The organism is Bradyrhizobium sp. NBAIM08 (assembly GCF_020193935.1).
Classification (GTDB): Bacteria; Pseudomonadota; Alphaproteobacteria; order Rhizobiales; family Xanthobacteraceae; genus Bradyrhizobium; species Bradyrhizobium yuanmingense.
Window position 1 is genome coordinate 1 of record NZ_JADYVR010000964.1, and the last position, 403, is coordinate 403.

Annotated in this window: 1 protein-coding gene; it reads left to right on the plus strand. The window is 56.3% G+C overall.

The genetic code is table 11. The features are described from left to right. Window positions 1-159: 159 nt before the first annotated feature. Window positions 160-403, plus strand: a 244-nt coding sequence (locus I6F37_RS42960) for a hypothetical protein (protein ID WP_225154824.1), incomplete at its 3' end; no start/stop codon positions are given.

Below are 403 nucleotides of genomic sequence, written 5' to 3' on the forward strand. Positions count from 1 at the left end.
TTTCTGATCGTCGCGGTTCGTCAATCGTCTCCGGTCCACGCATTCGGAGATCCAGTAACCACTGAGTCGCGCGTCGGTGATTACCGGAAAGTCGGTGGAATCCTGTTTTCGTTTACATCCAGAGATGTCGAGATTGCAACGAAAAAGGAGCTCGCGAGCATGCAGTGGGGCAACATAGAGGTCGACCGGCAGCTTCCGACCGAATGGTTCTCTCCGCCTCAGTTCGTGCGCACCGAGCTCCAGTCCTTCATGGAAAAGCTTTTCGCCGAGCGCGCTGACACGTCAGCTGTGCAATGGTCGTATCTCGCGTTCCGCCAGGAGCATCCGGAAATCGACACACGCGCCGGAATGGAAGCGATGGGTTATCAGATGCTCAAGATGGGTGACCACGCTGGCGCAATTG